Genomic DNA, 17,269 nt, shown 5'->3' on the forward strand with positions numbered 1-17,269 from the left:
CGAAAGGAGTGGCCATGACAATGTTGAGATCAGCCCACGTGGACACCTTCACCCGCGACCATCTGCCACCGGCGGGCATGTGGCCGACCCTGGAATTCACCCTGCCGGAACTCCAGTACCCGGCGACGCTCAACGCAGCAGCGGCGCTCATTGACGACGCCGTCGCAAACCATGGTTCGGAGCGGGCCGCCCTGCGTACCCCGGACGGCACGGTCTGGACGTACGGCGACTTGCAGCAGCGCGCCAACCAGGTCGCCCAAGTCCTCACCGAGGACTTCGGGGTGGTTCCCGGCAACCGCGTCATGCTGCGCGGTCCGAACAATCCCTGGATTGTCGCGGCCTGGCTTGGCGTGCTCAAGGCCGGGGCCGTGGTGGTCACCACCATGCCGATGCTGCGTTCCAGCGAGGTCGGCACGCTTATCAGCCTCACGCGTCCGGTCGTAGCCATCTCCGATCACCGGTTCATGGACGAACTGGCCGCGGCCGCAGGAGAGGACACCGTTGTCCTCTCCTATGGATCCGACGACGCCGGGGACCTCGCCTCTCGCTGCGCCGCGAAGAGCGGCGAGTTCATTGCCGTGCCCACCGCCGCCGACGACGTCGCGCTGCTGGGCCCGACGTCGGGCACCACGGGCACGCCCAAGATCACCATGCATTTCCACCGGGACATCCTCGCGAACGCGGACACTTTTGCCCGCCACATCCTGCAGCCAACGGCCGACGACGTGTTCGCAGGGTCGCCGCCCCTCGCCTTCACCTTCGGACTCGGCGGGCTCGTGGTCTTCCCGCTGCGCTTCGGCGCATCCTCGCTGCTGACCGAAAAAGCCGGGCCGGTGGAGCTCGCGGAACATGCAGCGGCCAACGGAGCCACGATCCTGTTCACCGCACCCACCGCATACCGTGCGATCCTCAAGGAAAATCGCGGCGAGCTCCTCCGGGGCCTGCGCATCGCCGTTTCCGCCGGGGAGCACCTGTCCAAGGAGACCTGGGAGGCGGTCCGGGAGGCCACAGGCCTGCGGCTCGTCAACGGCATCGGAGCCACCGAAATGCTGCACGTCTTCATCTCGGCATCGGGGGACGACATCCGGCCTGGGACCACCGGACGGGCCGTTCCCGGGTACAGGGCCACCATCCTCGACGACAACGGCAATGAACTCGGTCCGGGGCAGTCCGGTCGTTTGGCTGTCATCGGCCCCACCGGATGCCGCTACCTGGACGACCCGCGGCAAGCAAACTATGTGGTCAACGGCTGGAACGTCACCGGCGATACGTTCACGAAAGACGAGGACGGGTACTTCACCTACCAGGCCCGCTCGGACAACATGATCGTCACCTCCGGCTACAACATCGGAGCCCCCGAAGTGGAAACGGCCATCGACCTGCACCCGGACGTGGTGGAAAACGCCGTCATCGGGATCCCTGATGCGGAACGTGGCAGCGTTGTATGTGCTTTTGTCGTCCTGCGCGAAGGCGTCATCGGCGATGCTGTAAAGCGCAAGGAGATCCAGGACTTCGTCAAGCAGACGATCGCCCCTTACAAGTACCCGCGGGACATCCGGTTCGTCACCGAATTGCCACGCAACCCCAGCGGCAAACTCCAGCACTTCAAACTCCGCGATGGAGTTCTCAATGAATGCAACCCACGCGGAACTCAACAACTTACCCCGGCCGGCATGGGCCAGGCCCCGGAAGGAGCAAAAGCATGAAAATCGCAATCGTAGGAGGCGGCCCAGGCGGCCTGTACTTCGCGGCCCTGATGAAGCAACTGGACCCGTCACACGAGATCACCCTCTGGGAACGCAACGCCGCCAGCGACACTTTCGGTTTCGGCGTCGTGTTCTCCGATGAGACGCTCGGCGGCATCGGGAACGCCGACCCCGTCGTGGCCGAGTACATGGGCCGGCGCTTCGCCCGTTGGTCCGATATCGACATCCACTTCGGCGGGGAAACGGTGACGGTGGGCGGCCAGGGTTTCGCGGCCATGAGCCGCAAGGAACTGCTGGAACTGCTTCAGCGCCGGTGCGCCGAGCTCGGCGTCGACCTGCGTTTCCAAACCGTCGCGCCGCCGGTTGAGGAGCTTGAGGCTGGCTATGACCTGGTCCTTGCAGCAGACGGCGTCAACTCCCAGATCCGCGCCAAGTACGCGGACTCCTTCTCTCCGAGCCTGAACCTGCGGCCCAACAAGTTCATGTGGTTGGGCACGGACCAGGTTTTCGAGGCTTTCAAGTTCTTCGTGAAGGAGACCGAATGGGGGGTCATGCAGATCCATGGATACCCGTACTCCGACGAAGGGTCCACGTTCATTGTCGAAATGCACGAGGACGTGTGGCGGGCTGCCGGCTTCGACGAGACCGCAGCCGACATCTTCCCGCCGGGTGTGTCCGACGAGAAAGCGATCAGCAAGATCCGTTCCATCTTCGCCGAGGAACTCGATGGCTACGAGGTCCTCTCCAACAACTCCAAGTGGCTCAACTTCACCACAGTCCGCAATCAGAGCTGGCGCCACGGCAACGTGGTGCTGCTAGGCGACGCTGCCCACACCGCGCACTTCTCCATCGGCTCCGGAACCAAACTGGCCATGGAAGACTCCCTGGCACTCGCCGCCTGCCTGCACGAGCACCCGGATGTGGAATCTGCGCTCTCTGCCTATGAATCCGAGCGTCGTCCGGTGGTCGCCTCCACCCAGCGTGCAGCCCAGGCGTCACTGGAATGGTTCGAGCGGATCGCCCAATACAAGGAGCAGGGCCCCACGCAGTTCGCCTTCAACCTCCTCACGAGGAGCCGCCGCATCACCCAGGAAAACCTGCGGCTCCGCGACCCGGAATTCGCCGACGCCGTGGACCGCAACTTCGCCGCAACACAAGGCCTGGCCGAGGTCTCGCCTGCCATGTTCCAGCCGTTCAGGATCGGCGCACTGGAGCTGAAGAACCGCATCGTCGTCTCCCCGATGGACATGTATTCAGCCGTCGACGGCGTCCCGGGCGACTTCCACAAAGTCCACCTCGGTTCCAAGGCACTCGGCGGCGCCGGACTGGTCATGACCGAAATGGTCTGCGTCTCCGAAGCCGGCCGCATCACCCCAGGCTGCACCGGGCTCTACACCGACAGCCAGCGCGACAGCTGGAAGGAAATCGTGGACTTCGTCCACGCCAACTCGACGGCGAAAATCGGTGCCCAAATCGGACACTCCGGCCGCAAGGGCTCCACCCGGCTGATGTGGGAAGGCATCGACGAGCCACTCGCATCCGGCAACTGGGACGTCGTCGGACCATCAGCCCTGCCTTACGGTCCCGGCAACCAATCCCCGCGCGAACTCGACCGTGCCGGCATGGAAGCCATCAAGGCCGAGTTCGTGGATGCTGCGCTCCGGGCCGAGCAAGCAGGTTTCGACCTCCTCGAGCTCCACGCAGCCCACGGCTACCTGCTCTCCTCCTTCCTTTCGCCGGTCTCGAACCAGCGAACGGACGAATACGGAGGCAGCGTGGGGAACCGCCTCCGGTTCCCCCTGGAAGTGTTCGACGCCGTCCGCGCGGCCTGGCCCGCCGGCAAACCCGTGACGGTACGCATCTCCGCGACGGACTGGATCGACGGCGGCAACACCTCCGATGATTCCGTGGAGATTGCCCGGGCGTTCGTTGCCCACGGCGCCGCCGGCATCGACGTCTCCACCGGCCAGGTCGCCAAGGAAGAACAGCCGGCTTTCGGCCGCAGCTACCAGACACCGTTCGCTGACCGCATCCGGCAGGAAGTCGCCGCGCCGGCCGGAGCGGCTGTCATCGCCGTCGGCGCCATCTCCAGCTACGACGACGTCAACTCCATCCTCCTCGCGGGACGCGCAGACCTCGTCGCCCTCGGCCGCACCCACCTCTACGACCCCCAGTGGACCCTGCACGCCGCAGCCGAACAGGAATACCAAGGCCCCGGCGCGCAATGGATCCCGCAGTTCCGGGCCGGCCGCCGCAAACCGCCGAGCTCCCGCACCGACGCCGTGCGGCCCCGGCTGTCCCTGCTGAAGGAACCCGACGCTGAAGGGATCAGCACCCACCTTCGATGGACCCCCGCATCCGCGTCGGTCTTGGTGAAGTAGCCATGGCCACTGCTCCGAACGACTGGAACGTGAACGCGGCCGCTCTCGATACCCTCTCCGGGCCATTGAGCGTTGGCTGGATCGCCAGCTGCAAGCTGATGTTTGAAGGCAAGCGGGCATGATTCCGAATCCCGGGTCTCCTTCGGCGTTTCCGTCGACGGAGACCCGGAAAAGCGGAGAGCGTCAGCGTCGCGAGGAGAACCATGGCTCACGCTGAGTCGTCGAGGAGTGCGCGGTTGCCTATGGCAAGCGTTCAACGCACTGTGGAATGGGTGGACACAGACGCCTCTGGCCACCAGCACAATTCGGCCATCCTGCGCTGGGTGGAGGCTGCAGAGGCCGAGCTGTTTCGAAACCTGGAATTGCCGGACTACTTTCCGAGCGCACCGCGGGTCCAGCAAGTGATCAACTATAGGGCCAAGCTGTGGTTCGGCCAGCGCGTCACCGCGACGGTGAGCATCCAGGCGCTCGGCCGGACGTCGCTCACCATGGCGTTTGATGTCCGCGGGGAAGCACCCGGCACTCCCGACTTCGACATCGTCGCGGCCTACGGTACGGTGACCACGGCGCATGTTCCCGCCGGATCGACGACTGGACAACCGTGGCCGGGGCACATCGTCAGGGCTCTGACGGCAGGCAGATGATTGGTGGTGAGGTGCCGTTGGCTTCATGATCATCACGGAACGGAACCGTCCCGCGCCTATGATGAACGTGATTGGCGCCCCGACCATGGCGCGGAAATGAGGACTACCCCATGCTTGCCGTCCCGGCACCCCCTGTCCGCCACCAGCAACTCATCGTCACGATTTTCGGGCTCTACGGCCGGAACGCGGGTGACGCACTGCCGGTTTCAGCGCTGATTTCGATGCTCGGCACGCTCGGTTACGATGCACCAGGCGTGAGATCGTCGGTGTCCAGGCTCAAGGCAAAGGGCGTGCTGAAAAGCGTACGCGAGGACGGCGTGGCCAAATACCGCATCTCGGAATCCATCAGGGACGTCTTCCGCGAAGGCGACCGGCGAATCTTCGCACCCGAACAGCCCGTCCCCCTGGACGCCTGGGTCCTGGCCGTCTTCTCCGTACCTGAATCTATGCGGAACCGCCGGCATCAATTGCGCTCAGAACTGTCCGGTCTCGGATTTGGCTCCGTGGCATCCGGCGTGTGGATAGCACCATCTCAGAAGCTTGAACAAGCCAAAGAACGTCTGACTTCACTCGGCCTGATCCAGTTCGTGGACCTGTTCCGAAGCGACTACGTCTTCGACGGTCCCATGCGTCCGAAAATCTCCGAGTGGTGGGACCTCAAGGAGCTCGATGAGGAGTTCACCGAGTTCCTTGAACTCTACAAGGGGGCAGAAAAACAGTGGCTGGAGCTCGTGGGTGACGACCCGCAGTCAGCACTCGCCAATTCCACGGAAGAACTGCGGAGCGATGCGTTCCGCTACTACATCCCCATGCTGACCATGTGGCGCAGGTTTCCATACCGGGACCCCAACCTGCCGGCCGACTACCTTCCCGAAGACTGGCACGGGCCGGCGGTGCGCAGGTCTTTCCAGGCCGTGCACCGTTTGGCTGCACCCTTGGCCGCCGCACATGCTCGCGAACTCATCAGGGGCGCGTTGAACCCGGCTGCTGCTTGAGCTACCAGGTAGTGTCCGGCCCAGTCGAAGCTCTGCGCACGCACATCGCGGGCTGGACAGTCGGAGCTGCCGGACGCCCAGGCGATCGCCACCGCCTGACTGTCGCCCGATCTCACAGTGCTGCGTCACCCGTGTCAGGACGACGGGGCACGCGCCGCCTTACGCGTGCATGTGTCGGCCTGTGAGCAGATGACAGTCGAACGGACCGCGAACGTGAGCACCCCGGACGTATCCGGGCCTGCCGCGTTGGATCGCGGCCGCGCGGCGGTCTTCGCCTCGGGAGAGCCGGCGACGCGCTCTCGATCACGACAGGCAGGTCACCTGGTTGCGTTGGCAGCGATCCAGCGATCCAGTGGCCCATCGGTGCAGTGTCGTCGAGCACGCCTAGGTGGGTGGCGCGGGCACAATGTCGGTGGTGACGTTATGCGCGTGCTGGTTCGCGTAGGCGATGACTTTGGTGGGGTCGAATAGGGGAGTGGCGGTGTCTTCCGGTTCGATGAGCCCCTGCTCTACGAACTGCCGGGTGCCGGGAACCTCCGCTACGCGGATTCATCGACGACCCCACCTGTGACCGCAGCACCATATGGATCAGTGACCAGCTTGGCCGGCAAGGTCTGCTCCACATCGCAGATGGCTCGTCAGGGGCTCCCGGGTGTCGCGACAGGGTTCCACCGCATTTTCGATCCTGGCGTTGAGGTCGTTGTTTCTCGGCGGTGTTGGGAGCGAGACCGGCAGACGAAGCTCGACTCGATCGCCGAGCTGACCTCAGCGGGTTCGGGAGGCGAGCGGCCTCGTCATCGGGTTCCTTTGATGCGTTTGCGGGTCTTGGCGACGACGAAGGGGAGCGAGGCGACTGTTACTGCGGCGATGAGGGTTGCGGCGATCAGGATGCTGATGCGCGGCGGGAATGGGGCATCGGAGTGGATGTCCGAAAGTGGGTACTCGATGTACTTGGCTGCGGTGAACGCGACGTCCGCGCCGGCGAGTTGGGCGATGTCCTGGAAGATAGGGTCGAAAGCAGATTGGCCGTCCTGCTGCTTTGCCTGCGGAAGGAAGGTCGGTGCGCCGTCGATGTGGAGCGAAGTGTGTGTTGCGCCGGGGACGATGAGCCGGTCGATGTGTGGTGCGCGGGCTATTGTGGTGGCGACGAGTACGAAGCCGTACTTGGTGCTGATGGTGTCGTCCTGAGCGACGGGGATGGTGTGGGCGAGAAATGATGCGCCGCCGTAGAGCTCGGCGCTAACGGCGACGGCGATTTCATCAACGCCGGGGGTGAGGCCAATGGCATACGTGGGCTGGAAGCCGGGAAGGGTTGCGGCCAGCGCGTAGGGGTAGTCGGCGGGCGAGATCTCGTTGACGGGCATCTGCTCCGGCGGGCCAGGCCTCCAGGCCGGGTATCCGACGGTTGCTGCGATGCTGGTGGCCGCTTTGACGCCTGCGTATTGCTCGACGAGATGTAAGGATCCTGCGATGCCGGAGCTGACCCCGGCAGTGGTGATGACGTTCCCGTCTTCGACCCACCGCACGCCGCTTTCCCATATGGTCTTGGGGTGGCTGTGTCGAAGTCCGTCGATGTCTGACCGGAAGGAAGTTGCGTGTCGACCGTTCAGGACGTCTGTCGCGGCGAGAACCTGCGCGCCCGCGCAAACGCTAATGACCATGTTGCCGTTGCGGTGGACACGCTCGATGAGGCTGCGAAGCGGGGCTTCGGCGGGTCCCTATGGGTCTGACATGGCTGGGTTGACGATGATGGCCGGCTGGGGTGCGACGCCGTCGAGAACATCCTTGACGGAGTAGTCAGGGATTGCGGTGAGGCCGCCGGAGAGCGCGACGGGTTCACGTCGGACGGAGACCGTGAAGACGTGGAAGCGTGGGGAGCTTGCAAGCACCCCATACGGTCCGAGAACATCGGTGGCGACTGAGCCGTTGGCGCCCAGGAGGATCGCCACAGGGATCCGGTCCTCCTTGTCGGAGGATGCCCGCGGTGCAGGCGTCATCGCAGCAGGCGCGGTCACGTGGAATCCTTGGCTCATGGTGACGGCGAAGCCGCTGCCGAGAACGGCGGCCAGGGTTGCGAGCCCGAGGACCCCGCTGAGGACGCTGAGCAGGACGATTCGGAGGGTTTTTGGCATGGAGGTACTCCCGACGGTAGGGGTGGGCCTGTGGTGCAAGCCGGAGGGAACGGGCTAGTTGGTCAGGCGGCGGTGCTGAGTCGGAACGCGGAGGGTGAGATCCCGTGTTGTGAGGTGAAGACGCGGCGGAAGTTACGGTCGTCGTGGAACCCGCACTCGGCCGCGATGTTCTCGATGGGTTGGTTTGTCTGGCGGAGAAGGTTCTCCGCCAGACGCAATTCGCGCAGGTAGCGCGCGGGCGTCGTTCCGGTTGCGGCGACGAACGCGCTGCTGAGGCCGCGCGGCGACAACCGAACGGCACGCGCAAGATCCTGTAGCGAGTGTGTTTCCCGCAGATCTTGCATGATCAGGTCTTGCGCCCGGTGGACTGTGGGATTCAGGTGATCTCGTCGAGAAAGGAACGGGCTCAAGGGCGCCGAATCGCCATTGCGGCGTGCAAAGACCACGAGTTCCCGCGCAACCTTCGCGGCAAGTGCGGCTCCGTGATCGGACTCGAGGATCGACAGCACCTGGCACCACCGCCGACCAGTCTCCATCGCCGCCGCAGCTCGCGACAGCGGCTTCCAAGACCAACTCCTCAGCATTTGACCGAGGTAACGGGGATTGATCCGAAGGGTAGTTGGATGCAAGACGCCGAGCCGTTTAGAGGTCGGCCCATGGACAACTAGTGAGCGACACTTGTGGCGCACGAACTACTGCACTCTCAAGAGGCCAAACGTCAGAACTGCGCCGCTGACAGCAATGGAATACCTCATTAGATTTCGGCGTCGTTCTGACAGAGGATCCACGGCTGGGCAGGGGGCCGGAGTGCAACTTGGGGAACCGGAAACAATCCAAAAGTTTGCGAGGAAATAAGCGACGTAGGAGCGCCGAGCGAAGTTTTGGATTGAGGCCGGCGCGAAGCGCCCTGGTTGCGCGGAGGACCCGCCCAGCGATGATCGAGCATCAGAATGACAAGCAGCGAAGATTCCTGTGCTTATTCGCGACCATGATGGCGGCCACGTATTTCCGCGCGGATTTTGACACGAATCCTAAGAGGATACCGCCGTCCCGGCGCTGTCTATGCTTCCAACCGGGAGGACATCCATGAGTTGAAGTCGCTCCGGCTGATCCTCAGATGGCGCCCGATTCGGTTAGGCGCGGGGCCCGATATGCTTCACCGGCCACTGGTAGAACGTTCTGCTCAGGAATCTGCAACTGCGTGCAGACTTCTTTCGGTGTCAACCATTGTTCCTCGGCAGTCTCCGCCGTGCTGCGTGCTGGCGTCGTAGTCAACAGAATCTCTGTCGCGTCCGCGGTTTGATCGGCTGACGTAGATGCCAGCTGTGTTCCTGATTCATGGGAACGGAAGAGCCAAGCGGCATGACGAGGCGGTGGAGCTTACCGTGGCAGGACGACATGGAAGCGGCGATTCTCACACCGTTTACCGCCAGAAACAGCAACGAGTAACGGAAAATGATGTGCACGGGCTCACGAACGGCAACACGGCGCAGGAGGCGGGGTGGCGGTCGCGGACGGGGCGCCGTTCTCCCTTAGCGGGTGTCTCCCGTTCTTGTTGGATGACTGTCAGAGCTTGGAGGAGTTTGTCGTCGGAGACGATCGCTGGTTCTTTGACGTCCAAGCCAAGCTATCTGGGCAGGTTCACCGTGAACTCGAGGAAGGTTTCGTTCCGTGTGACGCCATTTCTCGGGCACGCGGAAGACAAGATACGTCGCGCGACTCTTGGGCTCCCCAGCTCTCGTGACCTCCACTTGACATTTCCGCGGTTCACCCGGGCTCCCTCGTCTCGGATCTAAGGGATCGCAGTCTGAGGGTCCGGCTCTCGCAGAGTCCGTCAAGAATCCCGGCTTCTAGACGCTAGGGATTACCTGGCCCGTCTGAGAGCGTGTCTGTGCGTCGAGCCATGCCTCTACATCGCTGGCGCGATAGCGGACGCCGCTGCCTAATTTCACGAACTTTGGGCCCATCCCTCTATAGCGCCATTGCGCCAATGCGGGCGCCGTCTTGTGAAGCTTGGCTGCCAGCTCCGCCGGGGTCAGCAGTTCCGATTCCATGAAGCCTCATTCCCTCCTGTGAACGCCACGTCATATTAGAAGCAAAGTTGCTAATCGCGCCTGTTGCCTATATAGCGTGTATCGTTTCTTATATGGTACATGGCGGAACGCGGCTGCGAGGACATGACATTGGCCCAACCGGCAAGACCGTCGCCCGGAACCTGAAGCGTTTGCGGGGGAATGTCACCCTGCGGGAGCTTCAGGAAAGGCTTAGGAGCGTCGGGCACGAAATTTCCGCCAGCGGAATACAGAAGATCGAGGCCGGCGTTAGGCGGGTTGATGTTGATGATCTCGTGGCCCTTGCGGTAGTCCTGGGCGTGAACCCAAACGCACTGTTGTTTCCCAAGTCGCTCGACGAGCCGGTGGCCGTGACCGGAGCTGATCCGGCTGACCTGACAAGGGTTTGGGAATGGGCGGATGGCATAACGCCGATCGACGGCGACGTGGGCAGTGATGACTACGTACGGGGGCTGCGCCCCGACTTCATCCCGGCAGGGAATTCGAAAATTGGTCCCGTGACATTCGAGGACCTCAATTTACGAGTGGACGAGCTCAGCGCGATTATCAAGACTCTGGTTGACCAGAACGCAGCGAAAGAACAATCCGGCGATGGCAACGATTGAACCCTATGAGACACGGGCCGGGCGCCGATATCAGGTTCGCTACCGGAAACCTGACCGGGTACAGACCAAGAAACGTGGATTCAGGACAAAGAGGGATGCCGAGCTATTCCTCGCCAGCGTTGAGGTTTCCAAGGCCCGCGGGGAGTTCATAGATGCAGCAGCCGCAAAGGCCCTGATCGGTCCGCTCGGGGAAGCGTGGTTGTCACGGCAGACCCATTTGAAGCCATCTTCATTGCGCCCGGTGGAGTCGGCTTGGCGTAATCATGTGCTGCCAGTGTGGGGCGGTATAGCAGTCTCTGACATCCGAAAGACAGATGTGCAGCAGTGGGTCTCAGCTTTGACGACAGGGGATCAGAGCGCTGTCCCGCCCCGGAAACCGAAGGGGGCAACGCTTGTAATCCGCGCTTACGGAGTCTTGGCGGCCATTCTGGATGACGCTGTGAGCGACCGTCGAACATTGAGTAATCCAGCGCGGGGTGTAACCTTGCCGCGCAAGATCAAGAAGCCGCACGTCTACCTGAGTCACGAGCAAGTGCATGCACTCGCGGCAGCCAGCAAGTATCCGGCACTGGTTCTCGTGCTTGCCTACTGCGGGTTGCGGTGGGGAGAGGCGACTGGACTGCGAGTCAAGCATCTGGACATGTTGCGGCGGCGATTCGTGATTGAGGAAAACGCGGTTCAGGTCGGTTCGGTGATCGAAGTAGGTACGCCAAAGAACCACAAGAAACGAACCGTGCCGTTCCCGCGATTCCTCGCTGAGCCCCTGGCACAGCAGTGTGAGAACAAGGACAGAAATGATCTCGTGTTTCCCGGCGAGAATGGCCATCACCTCCGCCTCGCACGCGTGCACGACGACAACATGAGCTGGTTCGCGGGGGCCGTGAAGAGAGCAGGGGTGCCGCGAATCACGCCTCACGACCTCCGGCATTCAGCCGCGAGCTTTGCTGTATCAGCCGGCGCGAACGTCAAAGCGGTGCAAAGAATGCTCGGTCACAGCTCGGCAGCCATGACCCTTGACATCTATGCGGACCTGTTTGACGGGGACTTGGACAGCGTTTCGGACGCCCTGGACCTTGCAGTGTCTCAGGCGAATGTGCCCAAAATGTGCCCAAAACCCTGATTCCGCCAAAGCGAAAGGCCCCCGATCCCTTGTAAACAAAGGGAAGCAGGGGCCTTTCAATTGGCGGTGACGGTGGGATTTGAACCCACGTTGGCTTTTACACCAAACAACATTTCGAGTGTTGCACCTTCGGCCGCTCGGACACGTCACCAACTGAAATAGGGTACCGGAGTGGAGGCCTGTTCCCCAAAACGGCCCCGCCAGCCTCGCCCGTAAACGGCACCGCCGCCCCCATGCCGTGGCCCTTCCTCGGCAGTATCCCTTCCGCATTCGCAGCTGCGGGGCTAGATTCACAGGCAGGATGACTCTCGCACATGGCGGACCTCAGCGCACGCAGACGGCACTGGCCTACTGGACCGTGGGCCCCTGCCAAGGTGAACTTCGGCGTGAGGACCTTCCGGCGCCGGCAGAGGGACAGGCTCTGGTTCGAGCGTTGTATTCAGGTATCAGCAGGGGCACCGAACTGGTGGTCCACGAAGCGCACGTGCCGGCACGGATTGCGAAGGCAATGCGCGCACCCCATCAAACCGGAGACTTTCCGGGGCCGGTCAAGTTCGGCTATCTGTCGGTTGGCGTCGTGGAAGAAGGCCCGGAAGACTGGATCGGCCGGAACGTCTTTTGCTTGCATCCCCATCAGGACCGCTACATTGTGCCCGTCACTTCGCTCACCCGGATACCCGACGGCGTGCCGCCGCGCCGCGCTGTGCTGACCGGCGTCGCCGAGATTGCCCTCAACGCACTCTGGGACGCCGGGCCCCGCCTTGGTGACCGGATCGCCGTCGTCGGGGCCGGACTGGTGGGTGGCATGACCGCAGCGCTGCTGCGCGGCTTCCCTCTGGGGCGCTTGCAACTGGTGGAGACAGATCCGGGCAAACGCGGGTTCGCGGAATCCCTTGGCGTGGAGTTCGCGCTTCCGGACGAGGCACGGCAGGACTGCGACATCGTGTTCCATTGCTCGGCCACGGATGAAGGATTGGCCCGCAGCCTGCAGCTAGTGGGTGACGAGGGCGAGGTCATCGAACTCTCCTGGTACGGCAACCGGGCTGTTTCCTTGCCGCTGGGGGAGGACTTCCACGCCCGGCGCCTCTCCATCCGCGCCAGCCAAGTTGGCGTGGTGGCGCGTTCACGCCGGCATCGGCGGACGTCGAGCGAGCGGCTGCAGTTGGCGGTCTCCCTGCTGCAAGACCCGGTGTTCGACGCGTTCCTCACCGGAGAGTCGCCGTTCGAGGAACTCCCAGGGGTCTTCGATGGCTTGGAAAACGGCGAACTGGACGATCTCTGCCACGTCATTGCCTACCCCAAAACTGGGAGGAAAGCGTAGCCATGTTCAGCCTCACCGTCCGCCGGCATTTCATGATCGCGCACAGCCTTCCACGGGAATCGTTCGGGCCGGCCCAGGGACTCCATGGAGCCACTTTCGTGGCCGAGGTGACGTTCCGCCGCGCCCAGCTGAACGACGACGCGATCGTGCTGGACATCGGTGCTGCCGGAACCATCCTGGACGAGGTACTGGACGGCCTGAACTACAGGAACCTTGACGAGCACCCCGGCTTCGCCGGGCAGCTCACGACGACGGAGGTACTGGCCCGCTTCATCGCTGAGGCGGTTGCCGCTAAGGTCCGCGAGAGCGACGACGGCGGTGCGCTCGCCGGCGTCGACGTGCTGTTGCGCGAACATCCGGACGCCTGGGCGGGCTTCTCGCTGGATTTCGAGCGGTAGCTCGCGCGGGACTGCCACGGAGGGCAGCCAACGGTGCAGAATGGGGCCATGACGTCCGCCGTGCTTTCCACCCAAACACTCACTCCGGAACTGCTCCGCGCCTGGGCCTGGCATCGGCAGGGGCTCGACGGCTCACTCGCCGGCAGGACCTCCGAGGAGGTCCTGGACCACGCCGGCTGGGCCCGTTCCGTGGGTGGTGCCAACCCCTACCTGACGCTCTTCGCCCGGGCCGGGATCAGGCGCGAACAAGTGGATCGGGACGTCGCGGAACTGAAAATCCACGAGCTTCCCACAGCCCGCGGTTGCACCTATGTCCTGGGCCGGAACGACTTTGCCTGGGGCCTCCAGGTGGGCCGGGACGCCGCTGTGGCGCCGTTCAAGGTCCTGGCCCGGCTCGGCGTCGAACGCGGTGAGATCACCCTGCTCGAAGAGCAGGTGCTGCACGCCCTCACTGAGTCCAGCGACCCCATGGACCCCAAACAACTCAAGGACGAGCTCGGCGAATCCGTCCGCAGCCTCGGCGAAGAAGGCAAGAAGAAGGGCGCGGCCACCACCCTCCCCACGGCACTTGGCCTCCTGCAAGCTGACGGCCGCATCCGCCGCGTCCCCGTCAACGGCCGCCTCGACCAGCAGCGCTACGCCTACACGTCGTGGGTGCTGCCGCCTAGCCCCATCCACGACGACGCCGCCCGCGCGCGCTTGATGGAACGGTACCTGCGCTGGACCGGTGGCGCGACGTTCAAGCAGAGCCAATGGTTCACGGGTTTCACCGTCGCGCAGAGTAAGGCGGTACTCGCCGCCGTCGCCGCCACCGAAGTGACCACCGCGGCGGGCGAGCCGCTGTGGATGCTGCCCGACGACGTCGAACGCCTTTCCGCGTTCAAGGCACCCCAGGAGGAGCAGATCCAGCTTCTGGCCGGGACGGACTCTTTGGTGCTGTTGCGCCGGAATTCAGCGGACATGCTCGCCGACGAGGACCGGGGCCGGAAGGTTCTGGACACCACGCTGGCGTTGCAAGCGGACCTGTCAGATCACCCGATCCTGGACCGGGAAGGATCATCGGGCTGTGGCAGTACGATCCTGGCATGGAACGGATCGCGGCCTGGACGTTCGCCAAGCCAACCCCGGCCGTCACCCAGCGCATCAGTGAGGTGGAGAGCTGGATCCGCGAGGACCTCGGCGATTTCCGTTCGTTCAGCCTGGACTCTCCGGCCTCACGGCAGAGACGCATCGACGCCCTGAACAGTGCCAATTCATAGGGCGAACGCCGCGAACGGATAAGCGGTTCGGTCCGGGGCAGGCTCAGTCCAAGGGTGGGTTCAGTCCACCCAGAATCCAGAGAACTCACCGGTGGCTTGCGTGAAGGTGGCATCCACGTGCTTTACGCGCCCTGGGGCGTCCCGGGATTGCAGCCATTCCACGAGGGAGTCGACGGCGTCGCGATCGCCCTCCGCGATCACCTGCACCGAGCCGTCCATCTGGTTGGCTGCCTCTCCGGTCAGTCCCAGCAATCGGGCTTGATGCATGGTGGAGTAGCGGAAACCGACGCCTTGGACGCGGCCCGTCACCATGGCAATGACGCGTACTTGGGAACTCATGCCGCACCAGATCCATACGGCCGCGTGATCGCTTCGAGGAAATGCCCGTCCGGATCCGCGAAGTAGACGCCGCGGCCGCCGTCGTTATGGTTGATCTGCTGCGCGCGCGACCGCGAAGGGTCTGCCCAGTAGGGGATCCCCTCCGCCTGAATCCGGGCGAGAATTCCGTCGAAATCGTCCTCGCTGACCAGGAAGGCGTAGTGCTGCGGGGAGATTGGCCTGTCCGCCGTGGCGAAATCGAGGGCCACACCATGGTCCAGGGACACGGTCATGAAGGACCACATGGGCTGCGGTTTCGACAGTCCAAACACGTTGGCCAGGAACTCCGCGGAACGGCGCTTGTCCGTTGCGTAGACGATGGTGTGGTTGAAAGAAACCGTCATGGTGATCTCCTCAGGGGTGCAGTCTGAGACCATCTGACGTCCAACACCGGCAGAATTCAAGAGCCTTGGCTACGTCCCTGGACCCTTCACGGCCGTTGGCCCCGGGCGTCCGCTCCAGTTCGGGGTCCGGTCATTGCATGTCGAAACGGGCCGGCGTTCCGAAGAGCGCGCTTACATCGCCGGTGGTTTCCAGGGGTAGCGTGCCTCTGCGGAAAGTGATGGCAGGGCCGAGGCCCGGGGTGACGGCGGTGCCGCCGACCACGGCTGTGAAGTTGGGTTCTCCTGCCGTTCCGGTGACTCGCAGGTGTGTGCCTTCTCTCAGGCCAAGGACGGGAACGTCGTTTTCTTCGAGGAATTCGCTGAGCCTGGTTTCGCGGGTTTCCCCGGCGTGGGTGCTGCCGGGGTCCGCGTCCAGGTAGTGCGGGTTGATTTGGAACGGTACGAGGCCCAGGGTCGAGAAGCTTGGGGGTTCGACGATGGGCATGTCGTTGGTGGTGCGCAGGGTTGGGCCGGCGATGTTCGTTCCGGCGCTTGCCCCCATGTACCTGGTCCCGGACCGGGCCGCGTCTCGCAGGGGATCCATGAGTCCCTGCCGGTGCAGCTGTGAGACGAGCCTGAAGGTGTTTCCGCCTCCCACAAAAACAGCACGAGCATTGGCCAACGCATCCTGGGGTGAGCCAAAGGTGTGCAGCCCGCGGGTACCCATGCCATGCGTAGCCAGCGCTTCAGCTACTTTCGCGGTGTACGCGTCGTGGTCCTGCAGGGCGTATGGCACAAAGATGACTTCGTCGATGCCGTCCAGGAATTGTGCCACCTCGTCGCGGGCGTGGTCGAGGTAGCCGCTGTTGGCGTTGGTCGAGTTGGAAAACAGCAGAAGATCGAGCATGTGTTCAGGCTTTCGTTCGTGGTCGGGTCTGGCTGGCCAGGCCTTTGCCGTGGCGCCAGTTTCGTTGGGGTGCGGTTGTCTTGTTGGATAGCAGATCGGAGAGCTCCTGGGTTGCTGCCAGGAGCTGGGGCAGGAAATCCATCAGGTCTGTGCCGTCCTGTTGGACCTTGCTCTCGGAGATGGACAAGGAACCCACCGGTCGATGCCCCAGAAGCACGGGAACGGCCAGTGCCCTGGTGGAGGGGTCATATTCGCCCTCGGAGAAGGCGTAGCCGTCGGTGACTGTTTGATCAAACAAGGCTTCGAGGCGCTGCTCGTCGACTTCGGTGTGCTCCGAGTACCTTGGGTGCGGCCTGCCGTGGAGTAGGTTCCGTCGCTCGGCGGGACTGAGGAACGCGAAATATGACCTCGAGGTGGCCCCGGCATGGGCCGGGTACAGGTCACCGATCAGGGGGTGCGCCCGCAGGGGTCCGTGGAGGCCGTCGATGGCCGCGATGCACCTGACGTAGGCCCCGTCGGGGATGGCGAACAACGCGGTCTTGGTGGTTTCCTGCGAAAGCCGGGTGAGGACGGTGTCGGCAAGCCGTGCCAGGCCGCCAGTGCGCTCCCATAGGGAAGCCATCCTCCACATCGCAGGTCCCAGGCTGTAACGGCGGGTCCAGGGGTCCGCCCGGAGAAACCCCTGGGCAGCGAGGGAGGCCAGGAGCCGCTGGGCTGAGGACTTGGTCAGCCCGAAGGTCTCGGCAAGTTCAAGAACTCCCCAGTCCGTGCGGAACTCGTTGAAGGACAGGAGTATCCCCAAAGCGCGGTCAACAGTCTGGAGCGGGGACTGCGCATCGGCGCCTGGAAGGGGCTGCGGGGACAAAGTCATGGGAAAAGCATAGGGGCCGCCGGCGCCGCAAACGTCAATTCCGTGAACTTTAGTCCCAAAAAAAGATTTCACCTCCCAGATAGTGGGAATTGATTGTCTGCGGTGAGCTTCCCGTGGGCTAATTGAAGCACCCCAAAAATGTCGGGCACGTCACATC

The 17,269-nt window shown here is 63.5% G+C and carries 18 protein-coding genes, 1 tRNA gene and 1 pseudogene; 11 read left to right on the forward strand and 9 right to left on the reverse strand.

The features are described from left to right. Positions 1–14: 14 nt before the first annotated feature. The 4 genes from ACX5I4_RS02350 to ACX5I4_RS02365 all read left to right on the forward strand — a co-directional run bounded on the left by ACX5I4_RS02350 (position 15) and on the right by ACX5I4_RS02365 (position 5,726). The gene (locus tag ACX5I4_RS02350) at positions 15–1,706 is read left to right on the forward strand and encodes an AMP-binding protein (protein WP_461835234.1); all 1,692 of its coding nucleotides are present in this window, start codon (positions 15–17) and stop codon (positions 1,704–1,706) included. Beyond that, positions 1,703–4,087 (forward strand): bifunctional salicylyl-CoA 5-hydroxylase/oxidoreductase, encoded by a 2,385-nt coding sequence (locus ACX5I4_RS02355; protein ID WP_461835235.1) that lies wholly within the window; start codon positions 1,703–1,705, stop codon positions 4,085–4,087. The genes ACX5I4_RS02350 and ACX5I4_RS02355 overlap by 4 nt, the downstream gene beginning before the upstream one ends. Before the next feature lie 242 nt (positions 4,088–4,329). Further along, complete coding sequence (locus ACX5I4_RS02360; protein ID WP_306962577.1) at positions 4,330–4,731, forward strand: acyl-CoA thioesterase; 402 nt, start codon at positions 4,330–4,332, stop codon at positions 4,729–4,731. A 110-nt stretch (positions 4,732–4,841) separates the two neighbouring features. After that, positions 4,842–5,726, forward strand: coding sequence for a PaaX family transcriptional regulator (locus tag ACX5I4_RS02365; RefSeq protein ID WP_306962579.1), 885 nt, complete (start codon positions 4,842–4,844; stop codon positions 5,724–5,726). Positions 5,727–6,520: 794 nt separating this feature from the next. Here the strand turns inward: ACX5I4_RS02365 and ACX5I4_RS02370 are convergent. Then, complete coding sequence (locus ACX5I4_RS02370) at positions 6,521–7,381, reverse strand: DJ-1/PfpI family protein (protein WP_306962734.1); 861 nt, start codon at positions 7,379–7,381, stop codon at positions 6,521–6,523. Here ACX5I4_RS02370 and ACX5I4_RS02375 point away from each other — a divergent pair. Further along, positions 7,322–7,456 carry a hypothetical protein gene (locus ACX5I4_RS02375; protein WP_306962742.1) on the forward strand — a complete coding sequence of 45 codons (135 nt, stop codon included), beginning with the start codon at positions 7,322–7,324 and terminating at the stop codon, positions 7,454–7,456. The two genes, ACX5I4_RS02370 and ACX5I4_RS02375, sit on opposite strands and share 60 nt — an antisense overlap. Here the strand turns inward: ACX5I4_RS02375 and ACX5I4_RS02380 are convergent. The 3 genes from ACX5I4_RS02380 to ACX5I4_RS02390 form a co-directional block, all read right to left on the reverse strand. Beyond that, on the reverse strand, positions 7,445–7,858 hold the full coding sequence (locus ACX5I4_RS02380) for a type 1 glutamine amidotransferase family protein (RefSeq protein WP_306962580.1): 414 nt from the start codon (positions 7,856–7,858) through the stop codon (positions 7,445–7,447). The two genes, ACX5I4_RS02375 and ACX5I4_RS02380, sit on opposite strands and share 12 nt — an antisense overlap. 62 nt (positions 7,859–7,920) lie before the next feature. Further along, positions 7,921–8,367 carry a GlxA family transcriptional regulator gene (locus ACX5I4_RS02385; protein WP_306972606.1) on the reverse strand — a complete coding sequence of 149 codons (447 nt, stop codon included), beginning with the start codon at positions 8,365–8,367 and terminating at the stop codon, positions 7,921–7,923. Positions 8,368–9,708: 1,341 nt separating this feature from the next. After that, positions 9,709–9,912: a helix-turn-helix transcriptional regulator gene (locus ACX5I4_RS02390; RefSeq protein WP_028265857.1), complete on the reverse strand. Its 204-nt coding sequence runs from the start codon at positions 9,910–9,912 to the stop codon at positions 9,709–9,711. Between the two features lie 47 nt (positions 9,913–9,959). On the opposite strand from ACX5I4_RS02390, the gene ACX5I4_RS02395 reads away from it, so the two are divergent. The 3 genes and pseudogenes from ACX5I4_RS02395 to ACX5I4_RS02405 all read left to right on the forward strand — a co-directional run bounded on the left by ACX5I4_RS02395 (position 9,960) and on the right by ACX5I4_RS02405 (position 11,655). Beyond that, positions 9,960–10,535, forward strand: coding sequence for a helix-turn-helix domain-containing protein (locus ACX5I4_RS02395; protein WP_306962585.1), 576 nt, complete (start codon positions 9,960–9,962; stop codon positions 10,533–10,535). Further along, a pseudogene (locus ACX5I4_RS02400) lies at positions 10,522–10,863 on the forward strand (Arm DNA-binding domain-containing protein); the annotation flags it as partial. The gene ACX5I4_RS02395 and the pseudogene ACX5I4_RS02400, both read left to right, overlap by 14 nt. Before the next feature lie 129 nt (positions 10,864–10,992). After that, on the forward strand, positions 10,993–11,655 hold the full coding sequence (locus ACX5I4_RS02405; protein ID WP_461838628.1) for a tyrosine-type recombinase/integrase: 663 nt from the start codon (positions 10,993–10,995) through the stop codon (positions 11,653–11,655). A gap of 61 nt (positions 11,656–11,716) precedes the next feature. Here ACX5I4_RS02405 and ACX5I4_RS02410 read toward each other — a convergent pair. Beyond that, a tRNA-Ser gene (locus ACX5I4_RS02410) sits at positions 11,717–11,806 on the reverse strand. A 150-nt stretch (positions 11,807–11,956) separates the two neighbouring features. On the opposite strand from ACX5I4_RS02410, the gene ACX5I4_RS02415 reads away from it, so the two are divergent. From ACX5I4_RS02415 to ACX5I4_RS02425, 3 genes are read left to right on the forward strand one after another with little or no spacing between them, the layout of a single operon-like run. After that, positions 11,957–12,976, forward strand: coding sequence for a zinc-dependent alcohol dehydrogenase (locus ACX5I4_RS02415; protein WP_461835236.1), 1,020 nt, complete (start codon positions 11,957–11,959; stop codon positions 12,974–12,976). Positions 12,977–12,978: 2 nt separating this feature from the next. Further along, positions 12,979–13,374: a 6-pyruvoyl trahydropterin synthase family protein gene (locus ACX5I4_RS02420; protein ID WP_461835237.1), complete on the forward strand. Its 396-nt coding sequence runs from the start codon at positions 12,979–12,981 to the stop codon at positions 13,372–13,374. A gap of 48 nt (positions 13,375–13,422) precedes the next feature. Then, on the forward strand, positions 13,423–14,616 hold the full coding sequence (locus ACX5I4_RS02425) for a DNA glycosylase AlkZ-like family protein (RefSeq protein ID WP_461835238.1): 1,194 nt from the start codon (positions 13,423–13,425) through the stop codon (positions 14,614–14,616). A gap of 77 nt (positions 14,617–14,693) precedes the next feature. Here the strand turns inward: ACX5I4_RS02425 and ACX5I4_RS02430 are convergent, their stop codons facing one another. The 4 genes from ACX5I4_RS02430 to ACX5I4_RS02445 form a co-directional block, all read right to left on the reverse strand. Next, a complete protein-coding gene (locus ACX5I4_RS02430; RefSeq protein ID WP_461835239.1) occupies positions 14,694–14,972 on the reverse strand; it encodes an acylphosphatase in 279 nt (92 codons plus the stop codon). Next, positions 14,969–15,355: a VOC family protein gene (locus ACX5I4_RS02435; protein ID WP_461835240.1), complete on the reverse strand. Its 387-nt coding sequence runs from the start codon at positions 15,353–15,355 to the stop codon at positions 14,969–14,971. The genes ACX5I4_RS02430 and ACX5I4_RS02435 overlap by 4 nt, the downstream gene beginning before the upstream one ends. Before the next feature lie 130 nt (positions 15,356–15,485). Beyond that, entirely contained in the window at positions 15,486–16,241 is a 756-nt protein-coding gene (gene pepE / locus ACX5I4_RS02440) for a dipeptidase PepE (protein WP_461835241.1), read from the reverse strand. Between the two features lie 4 nt (positions 16,242–16,245). Next, complete coding sequence (locus ACX5I4_RS02445) at positions 16,246–17,112, reverse strand: IclR family transcriptional regulator (RefSeq protein ID WP_461835242.1); 867 nt, start codon at positions 17,110–17,112, stop codon at positions 16,246–16,248. Positions 17,113–17,269: the final 157 nt, after the last annotated feature.

The organism is Arthrobacter sp. MMS24-S77 (genome assembly GCF_054888235.1).

Coding starts and splice junctions, on each gene's coding strand:
- ACX5I4_RS02435 (WP_461835240.1), bottom strand. CDS start 15,355: ATGACGGTTTCTTTCAACCACACCATCGTCTACGCAACGGACAAGCGC.
- ACX5I4_RS02390 (WP_028265857.1), bottom strand. CDS start 9,912: ATGGAATCGGAACTGCTGACCCCGGCGGAGCTGGCAGCCAAGCTTCAC.
- ACX5I4_RS02445 (WP_461835242.1), bottom strand. CDS start 17,112: ATGACTTTGTCCCCGCAGCCCCTTCCAGGCGCCGATGCGCAGTCCCCG.
- ACX5I4_RS02430 (WP_461835239.1), bottom strand. CDS start 14,972: ATGAGTTCCCAAGTACGCGTCATTGCCATGGTGACGGGCCGCGTCCAA.
- ACX5I4_RS02360 (WP_306962577.1), top strand. CDS start 4,330: ATGGCAAGCGTTCAACGCACTGTGGAATGGGTGGACACAGACGCCTCT.
- ACX5I4_RS02365 (WP_306962579.1), top strand. CDS start 4,842: ATGCTTGCCGTCCCGGCACCCCCTGTCCGCCACCAGCAACTCATCGTC.
- ACX5I4_RS02425 (WP_461835238.1), top strand. CDS start 13,423: ATGACGTCCGCCGTGCTTTCCACCCAAACACTCACTCCGGAACTGCTC.
- pepE (WP_461835241.1), bottom strand. CDS start 16,241: ATGCTCGATCTTCTGCTGTTTTCCAACTCGACCAACGCCAACAGCGGC.
- ACX5I4_RS02415 (WP_461835236.1), top strand. CDS start 11,957: ATGACTCTCGCACATGGCGGACCTCAGCGCACGCAGACGGCACTGGCC.
- ACX5I4_RS02355 (WP_461835235.1), top strand. CDS start 1,703: ATGAAAATCGCAATCGTAGGAGGCGGCCCAGGCGGCCTGTACTTCGCG.
- ACX5I4_RS02380 (WP_306962580.1), bottom strand. CDS start 7,858: ATGCCAAAAACCCTCCGAATCGTCCTGCTCAGCGTCCTCAGCGGGGTC.
- ACX5I4_RS02350 (WP_461835234.1), top strand. CDS start 15: ATGACAATGTTGAGATCAGCCCACGTGGACACCTTCACCCGCGACCAT.
- ACX5I4_RS02420 (WP_461835237.1), top strand. CDS start 12,979: ATGTTCAGCCTCACCGTCCGCCGGCATTTCATGATCGCGCACAGCCTT.